Origin of the sequence: Amycolatopsis sp. NPDC057786, from assembly GCF_042797905.1 — a bacterium.
Classification (GTDB): domain Bacteria; phylum Actinomycetota; class Actinomycetes; order Mycobacteriales; family Pseudonocardiaceae; genus Amycolatopsis.
In genome coordinates, this window is record NZ_JBHVKW010000176.1 from 1 (window position 1) to 8,393 (window position 8,393).

At 70.2% G+C, this 8,393-nt stretch carries 7 protein-coding genes; 5 read left to right on the plus strand and 2 right to left on the minus strand.

All coding sequences use genetic code 11. From position 1 onward, the window contains the following. Positions 1-139 precede the first annotated feature (139 nt). The gene (locus ACFVM3_RS41215; RefSeq protein ID WP_378445264.1) at positions 140-850 is read right to left on the minus strand and encodes a TSUP family transporter; all 711 of its coding nucleotides are present in this window, start codon (positions 848-850) and stop codon (positions 140-142) included. 178 nt (positions 851-1,028) lie between these two features. On the opposite strand from ACFVM3_RS41215, the gene ald reads away from it, so the two are divergent. The 5 genes from ald (at position 1,029) to ACFVM3_RS41240 (ending at position 7,079) form a co-directional block, all read left to right on the plus strand. Continuing rightward, entirely contained in the window at positions 1,029-2,144 is a 1,116-nt protein-coding gene (ald, locus tag ACFVM3_RS41220; protein ID WP_378445266.1) for an alanine dehydrogenase, read from the plus strand. A 64-nt stretch (positions 2,145-2,208) separates the two neighbouring features. Further along, positions 2,209-3,672, plus strand: coding sequence for a PLP-dependent aminotransferase family protein (locus ACFVM3_RS41225; RefSeq protein WP_378445268.1), 1,464 nt, complete (start codon positions 2,209-2,211; stop codon positions 3,670-3,672). 100 nt (positions 3,673-3,772) lie between these two features. Continuing rightward, entirely contained in the window at positions 3,773-5,431 is a 1,659-nt protein-coding gene (locus ACFVM3_RS41230; protein WP_378445270.1) for an amidohydrolase, read from the plus strand. Further along, positions 5,428-5,640, plus strand: a complete 213-nt coding sequence (locus ACFVM3_RS41235) for a DUF3311 domain-containing protein (protein ID WP_378445272.1) — start codon at positions 5,428-5,430, stop codon at positions 5,638-5,640. Before ACFVM3_RS41230 ends, ACFVM3_RS41235 begins: the two co-directional genes overlap by 4 nt. Continuing rightward, positions 5,640-7,079: a sodium:solute symporter gene (locus ACFVM3_RS41240; RefSeq protein WP_378445274.1), complete on the plus strand. Its 1,440-nt coding sequence runs from the start codon at positions 5,640-5,642 to the stop codon at positions 7,077-7,079. Before ACFVM3_RS41235 ends, ACFVM3_RS41240 begins: the two co-directional genes overlap by 1 nt. Before the next feature lie 108 nt (positions 7,080-7,187). Here the strand turns inward: ACFVM3_RS41240 and ACFVM3_RS41245 are convergent. Beyond that, positions 7,188-8,393 (minus strand): polysaccharide pyruvyl transferase family protein (locus ACFVM3_RS41245; protein ID WP_378445276.1); only part of this gene is annotated, 1,206 nt, incomplete at its 5' end.

Sequence of the window (8,393 nt, forward strand, 5' to 3'; positions counted from 1 at the left end):
CCCTTCACCGCGTCAGACGCGGTGAAGGGAGCCTTCAGCCCACCGGCCCCACTACGTTTGACTTTCGCCTCTCCGGCCGACGTCAGCGATTGTCCTGGTGGTTCCCCGGCCGCCGAGCGGTCGCAAGCCGAGCCGCACCTCACGCGGCATGCGCCAGCGTCAGCGCGCCACCCGCCGCCGAAAGCACCAGAACGGACCAGCGGACGGAGCGTTCGCCGACCCGGCGGCTCAGCGCCCGTCCCAGCAGATCACCGGCGAGCGCCGCGCCCGCCACCGCGACGAGGACGCTCACGGGCACCTCCACCCAGCCGAGGCTGGGCAGTGCCACCAGGCCGAGCAGGAAGAAGTAGATCGACAGTGTCCCGCGTGTCTCGTCCGCGCCCCAGCCCGCACTCGCCCCGTACACCGCCACGGCGGGACCGGACAGCCCGGCGACGGAGTTCATCGCCGCGCTCAGCACGCCCGCGCCGACGGCACCCGTCCTGCTCGCGAGCCGTCTGCTGGTGATGCCGCTAGCCAGGATGCCGACCGCGAGCACGCAGCAGCCACCCGCGGCGAGCAGCAGCGGCCGCGCGGGAACGCCGCGCACAACGAACGCGACGACCGGGGTGAAGACCACCGCGGGCACCGTCAGCCACGCGACCTGCGCCCACCTGATCGCCCGCCAATGCGTGATCGCGACCGCCAGGTAGACCGGGAAGCCGAGCAGCAGGGTGAGCCGGATGGCGTCGAGCGGGCCCAGCGCCAGTGCCAGGAACGGTACGCACAGCAGGGAAAGCCCCATTCCGGAGAGGCGCTGGGCGACGACCCCGGCCGCCGCCGCGAGCGAGGTCATGGCCAGGGTTCCCACGAGTCCATTGTGGAGCGGCCTTGGGAACACCGGTAGCCGGTATCCGGCGAGAACGTCATAGCCCATCGCTATGACTCGCGAACTGGACCTGTCGATCGCGCGGCTTCTGGCACTTCTGGCCGTTCCAGCCGTGCCGCACGCTCAGCGTCATTGCCTTTGGAACAGACGGGAGCGTGAGATGAAGATCGGTGTCCCTCGTGAAGTCAAGAACCACGAGTACCGGGTCGCGGTGACGCCCGCGGGCGTGCACGAATTCACTTCGGCCGGGCACGAGGTGTTCGTCGAGCGCGGAGCAGGCGAAGGGTCCTCCGTGCGCGACGAGGACTACGCCGCCGCCGGCGCGAAGGTGCTCGACAGCGCCGACGACGTCTGGGCGACCGGAGACCGCGTGCTCAAGGTCAAGGAGCCGATCGCAGAGGAGTATCACCGCCTGCGCCGCGACCAGCTGCTGTTCACGTACCTGCACCTCGCCGCGAGCGAGCCGTGCACGCGGGCGCTGCTGGACGCGGGCACGACGTCGGTGGCCTACGAGACCGTGCAGCTGCCGAACGGGTCGCTGCCCCTCCTGTTCCCGATGAGCGAGGTCGCCGGACGGCTGGCCCCGCAGGTCGGCGCGCAGACGCTCATGCGCGCCAACGGCGGGCGGGGTGTCCTCATCGGCGGCGTCTCCGGCGTGGCCCCGGCGCGGGTGGTCGTCCTCGGCGCCGGTGTCGCGGGGATGAACGCGGTCGCCGGTGCGGCCGGGACCTGGGCCGACGTCGTCCTGTTCGACAAGAACGTCGACAAGCTCCGCGCCGCCGACCGGATGTACCAGGGCCGGATCCGCACCGCCGCGGCCAACGCGTACTCGATCGAAGAGGCCGTGCTCGAGGCGGACCTCGTGATCGGAGCCGTGCTCGTGCCCGGCGCCAAGGCGCCGAGCCTGGTGTCGAACGACCTCGTGTCCCGGATGAAGCCGGGCAGCGTGCTCGTCGACATCTCCGTCGACCAGGGCGGCTGCTTCGAGGACACGCGGCCGACCACGCACGCGGAACCGACGTTCGCCGTGCACAACTCGGTGTTCTACTGCGTCGCCAACATGCCCGGCGCCGTCCCGCACACCTCGACGTACGCGCTGACGAACGTCACGCTGCCGTACGCGCTGGAGCTGGCGAACAACGGTCTCTCGGGCGCCCTCGCGCGATGCCCGGAGCTGCGCGGCGGGGTCAGCACGGTGGACGGGCGGCTGACGTCCGCGCCGGTCGGCGAAGCACTCGGAATCGGCGCGGTCGCGCTGGACGACGTGCTCGCCTAGGTGGTGCGGGCCGGGATCTGGAGCTAGGTTCAGATCCCGGTCCGTCGCCGAGAGGGAGGTGCCGTTGCCGCGAACGTTGATCGAAATCGACCGGACGTCCGCCGAGCCGCTCTACCGGCAGGTGCGGCGCGCGATCGAGCACGGCATCGCGATCGGCACGTTCGACCCGGCGCACCGGTTGCCGAGCTCGCGTGAGCTGGCCGCCGAACTGAGCGTTTCCCGCAACACCATCAACCTCGCCTACCAGGAGCTGGTCGCCGAAGGGTTCGTGGAGAGCCGGGAGCGCAGCGGCCTGTTCATCAACGCGGAGATGCGGCCGCATTGCGCGGTGCAGGAGCGCGGCACCAGCCCGGCCATCGACTGGAGCGCGCGGGTGCGCCGGTACCCGGACGCGGGGGTGCCGCATATCGAGAAACGCCCGGACTGGCATACGTATCCGTATCCGTTCCTCGCCGGTCAGGTCGATGTCACCGCGTTCCCGGCGCGGTCGTGGACCCGCTGCCTGCGCGACGCGCTGTACCGGCCGCACGTGTTCCCGAGCCTCCAGGACAGCGTCGGTTCGGACGACCCGATGCTGGTCGACCTGATCTGCCGTCAGCTGCTCACCGCGCGGGGGATCGAGGCCGATCCGTCCGAGGTGCTGATCACCGTCGGTTCGCAGCAGGGGCTCGACCTGCTCGGTCGCGCGCTGCTCGGGCCGGACAGCGTCGTGGCGATGGAGAACCCTGGGTACCTCGACGCCCGGCACATCTTCCTGCGCACCGGCGCCGGGCTGCGCGGCGTCGACGTCGACCAGAGCGGCCTGCGCCCGCCGGAGACACTCGACGGCGTCGACCTGCTCTATCTCACGCCGAGTCACCACCATCCGACGAACGCGACGCTGAGCATCGGCCGCCGCCGTCGGCTGCTCAGTCTCGCCGCGAGTGCGGGCACGGTACTGGTCGAGGACGACTACGACAGCGAGTTCCGGTATCACGGAAGCCCCACACCCGCGCTCAAGGCGCTCGACGGCACCGGCGACGCGATCTACCTCGGCACCTTCTCCAAGTTCCTCTCGCCCGGGCTCCGGCTCGGGTACCTGGTCGGCCCGAGGGAGCTGGTGCGGGAACTGCGGGAGATCCGGCGGTACGTGCTGCGACACCCGCCCGGACACCTCCAGCGGGCGCTGGCGTTGCTCATCGACAGCGGCGAGTACCACCGGTCCCTGCGGCGCTACCGCACGAAACTGATGCGGAAATGGGAGGCGACCTGCGCCGCGGTCACCGAACATCTGCCGTGGACGCAGACGGCGTACCCGCCGGGCGGGGTCAGCCTCTGGATGACCGGGCCGTCCGAACTGGACTGCCGGGCGCTGATCGAACGCGCCGAACGCGACGGCGTCCTGATCGAACCCGGGGACATCTTCTTCGTCGGGGAAGACCCGCCACGCAACCACTTCCGGATCGGATTCGCGGCGGTGCCGTTGCGCGACATCGACCCCGGTATCCGGCTGCTCGGCGAGGCCTGCCGCGACCTGCTCGGCGGCTGAGCGCCCAACTGGTACCACCGCGCCGGAGCGTTCTGGACCTGTTCAGGCGGCCAGACGTGCCGCACTCTCTGGGGATCCCTCGTGAGCCCAGGAGGCCTGTGTGGAGTTCCTTCGAGAAAATCCCCAGGGCGCAGCCGATTTCGTCGCGCTTGGTGGCACCATCCTCACCCTGGACGCGGCGGGGAGACGGGTCCGCGCGCTGGCCGCGAGCGGCGGGCGGATCACCGCGCTGGGGTCCGAACGGGAGATCTCGCGGTCGATCGGCCCGGAGACCACCGTGCTCGACCTGGCCGAGCGCACGGTGATCCCCGGTTTCGTCGAGTCCCACAACCATCCGGCGTTCTTCGGGATGACGCTGGCCGCGCCGGTCGACGCCGGCAGCCCGCCCAACGACACCATCGCCGACATCGCCGGCCGGGTCGCCCAGGCGGCCAAGGACCTCGGGCCGGGGGAGTGGATCCGCGGCTTCCGGTACGACGACACGCTGCTCGCGGACGGCCGTCATCCGACGCGCGCGGACCTCGATCCCGTCTCCGCCCGTAATCCCGTGGTCCTGACCCATGTTTCCGGGCATTTCTGCACCGCGAACTCGCTCGCCCTGCGCGACGTCGGGATCACCGCCGAGACCCCGGATCCGCCCGGTGGGCTCATCGTGCGCGACGCCCGTGGCGAGCCGACCGGGGTGCTCGTCGAGACGGCGGCCTTCCTCGTCACGTCCCGGCTGCCCGGCCAGAGTGCGGGCGAGTTGGCCGAAGCACTGCTGCTGGCGGACGAGGAATACCTCGCCAACGGCGTGACTTCCGTGCACGACACCGGGATCGGGCTCATCGGCGGCGCGGCGGAACTCGAGGCGTACGCGTTGCTGAGGCGGGCAGGGAAGTTGCGCGTCCGGGTGCGCGGTTACCTGTTCGACGGTCTGCTTCCCGGCCTCGACGAGGGTGAACCGGAAGCGCCGGACGGCGGCGCGGACGAGAAGTTCGCGATGACCGGCGTCAAGATCGTCGCGGACGGGTCGATCCAGGGCAAGACCGGCTGCCTCGCGGAGGGCTACACCTGCGACCCGGACGAGCACGGCATGATGCTGCTCGAACCCGCCGACCTCGGCCGCCGGATCGCCGCCCTCGACGCGGCGGGCTGGCAGGTCGCCGTGCACGGCAACGGGGACGCGGCGATCGACGCGATCATCGACGGCTACTCGCGGCTGGGTTCACCGCGCGGCACCGGCAGGCGGCACCGGATCGAGCACTGCCAGACGGTGCGCGAAGACCAGCTGGACCGGATGGCCGCCCACGACGTCCTCGCGTCGTTCTTCGTCAAACACGTCTACTACTGGGGAGACCGGCATCGTGACATCTTCCTGGGCCCGGAGCGGGCGCGCCGGATCAGCCCGCTGGTTTCGGCCCGCTCGCGCGGAATCCACTTCGGACTGCATTCGGACACCCCGGTGACCCCGGTGCCGCCGCTGGAAGGGATCTGGTGCGCGGTACGCCGGATCACCAGGCAGGGCAAGGTACTCGGCCCGGAACAGGCCGTGGACGTCGACGCCGCCCTGCGCGGCTACACGATCGACGCCGCGTACCTGGCGGGCGAGGAGAACGTCAAGGGCAGTTTGGAGGTCGGAAAGCTCGCCGATCTCGCGGTGCTGTCCGGTGACCCGACCACGGTCGACCCGGACCGGATCCGCGAGCTGACCGTGGACGCCACCGTCAGCGGCGGCGAGGTCGTCTGGCGGCGCGAGACGACGGGAGCACGACGATGATCCGCAGCTGGCCGAGTGTCCTGATAGGACTGTTCGTTCCCGCTTTCACCCTGCTGTCGGGGATTCTGCTGCTCTCCGGATCGACGGCGTCGGTGCTGGGCATCCCGGTGCTGTTCTTCTGGGTGTTCTGCTGCTGCCCGCTGACCACCCTGTGCCTGTGGATCAGCTGGCGTTTCTTCGACCGCGCACACTACCCGGAGGACGACTGATGCTGATCGCGATCGTGGCGGTGGTGATGGCGGGTTCGATCGGGCTCGCGGTGTGGGCGGGACGGTCGACGCGCGGCGGCGGGATCTCCGAGTTCCTCGTCGGTGGCCGGTCGTTCCCGGCGTGGCTGGTGTACTTCCTTGCGGTCGGCGAGGTGTACAGCATCGGGACGATGATCGGGTTCCCCAGCGGGATCTACGCGCACGGCGCGAGCTACGGGATCTGGTTCCTTGGCTACATCCTGCTCGCGTACTCGCTGGGTTATTTCCTGGCGCCGCTGGTGTGGCGGGCGGCGAAACGGTACGACGCGATGACCGTGCCGGACGTGTTCGGGCGGCACTTCGGCAGCAGGCGGCTCGAGCTGATCACCTGTGTCACGATGCTGATCGCGCTGATCCCGTGGGGGCAGTACCAGTTCATCGGTCTCCAGGTGGTGCTCGGCAATCTGGGACTGCCGCTGGATCCCGTGCAGTGCGTGGTGCTGGCGGGCATCGTGGCGTTCGTCTACATCGCCGTCTCCGGGGTGCGGTCGCCAGCGTTCGTCTCGATCCTCAAGGATTTCTTCATGCTGCTCGGCGTCGTACTCGTCGGCGTGGCCGTCGTGATCGCCGCCGGCGGCATCGCGAAGGTCAGCGGACCGGAGGTGCTGAGCGCGGCGCAGACCACCATGGGCGGGTCGGAACTCACCTTCGCGATGACGACGATCCTCTTCCAGAGCATCGTGTTCTACCTCGGTTTCGGTGGCGCCTACGTGTTCCCGGCCCGATCCGAACGCGCGGTGAAGAGCTCGACCGTGTGGATGCCGATGTACATGCTGATCTACCCGTTCCTGGTGCTGGCCGCCTATTACGGCGTGCGCGCGCATCCGGATCTGGATAACCCGAACACGGTGTTCATGGTGACCGCCAAGGGATTGCTGCCCGACTGGCTGCTGGGCCTCGTCGCCGCCGGCGCCGCGCTCTCGGGCGTTCTGGTGCTCGCCGCGACCGCGCTCACCATCGGTGGCATGGTCTGCCGCAACATCGCGCCGAACGTCCCGGCCGCGGCGCAACGGCGGTGGACGGTCGTCGCGGTGGCGAGCTTCCTGGTACTGGCGGCGGTGCTGACCCTCGTCGCGTCGACGTTGATGCTCACCATCCTGAACCTGACCTACAACCTGCTGGCCCAGGTCGTCCCCGGCTGGCTCGCGATCCTGTTCGTGCGGCGGGTGCGGACGGCGGCGGTGGCCGCCGGGATGGTCACCGGGGTGCTCACGGCGATCGTCCTGTACGTCACCGGCGCCACGTTCGGCGGTTTCAACGCGGGCCTGGTGTCGCTCGGGGTGAACCTGGCCGTGGTGGCGATCTGGAGCCTGGCGGCGCCGGACAAGGCCCGCGTTCCGGTGGCGCGGTCGGCCGACCGCGCCCCGGACGCCGAGGCGGTGCCCTCCCTCAGCCGGTGACACGACGTAACTCGCGTGATCAGAGGCGTAACTCGCGTGCTTGGAGGCGTAACACGCGAGTTACGCCTCCAAGCACGCGAGATACGGCTTCAGACACGCGAGATACGGCTAGCTCGACCTGGCACGCCACGAGCGCAAGGCGAGGCGCCGGACCGGGGGAGGCGCCGCGGCTTCCTCGGCCACCGGACTTCCGTACACCGCCTTCGCGACCGAGAGCTTCGCGTCCCGGCACCGCCGGACGACGTCGGGCGGGAACCCGGTACCGGTCGGCCGGTCCGGTGTCCCGCCGGCCTCGAAGTCGAACGGCGTCCAGCCTGAGCCGAGGTCGATCAGGCTGCGGTGCTTGGTCGTGTAGTACCCGCGCGACACGCTCATCGCGACGCCGTTCGCGCCTGCCGCAGCGGCGACGAGGTGCGGGTGGTACCGGCTGGAGATCCAGGTCTGCCCGGGCGCCAGCGGGAGGCCGTGGCGCCAGATGTCGCGGAACGGGTGGAATTCCGCGCCGGCGAGTTCGTGTTCCAGCAGGGCGGGGACAGCGTGGTCGATCCGGGGGATTCCTTCGACGACGGCGAGTTGCTCAGGGTGGACGTCCCATGCCCGCAGCAAGCCGAGAACCTGGGCGGCCAGCACGGACGGCTCGAAGGCGCCGATGTCGGATTGCACGCACAGCACGAATTCGCGCGCCTGCGCGGCGGGTCTCCGCTCGGGTGGGTCCAGGAAGACGTCGTCGCAGGTACGGACCGCGCCGGTGAGCAGCTCGGCCGAGGGATCATCGCGGACGTCGACGACGTCGAAGCGGTCGGTGAGCGACCGGAGGAGGTCGATCGCCCCAGGCGGGAACGGTGTCAGGCCCTGCCCGGTCATGGCGGTACGGGCACCCGATCGACGTGCGGCCGCCACGGCGCCCGCGATCAGCCCGATATGCCGTGGCCACAACGCGTTGAGGTAGCCGCCGCCGATCAGGTGCACCACGTCGGTCCGGCCGAGGAGGGCGATTCCCGCGTCCCACCGCGGCGCGAGCCCGGGGTCGTCCACCGCCGACTGCACCCAGCGCGCGACTTCCCACGGATCGTCGGAAGGCGCCTCGCCGCACAGCCGCCACAGGGTGTCCGTGCAGCGTAGGCGCGGATGCAGATCGTTCAAGAGCAGTTGCGCGGGTCCGGGCGAGTGGGTGTCGAGCCAGACATCGGCCTCGGGCGCGGTCCGTGCCAGATGGCGAAGCCAGGTCGCGGCGATCAGTTCGTCGCCGTAGTTGGGAAAACCGCTCGGGCCGATCAGATAGTGACAGGCGCGGGTGGGCGGATCGCTCCGCCC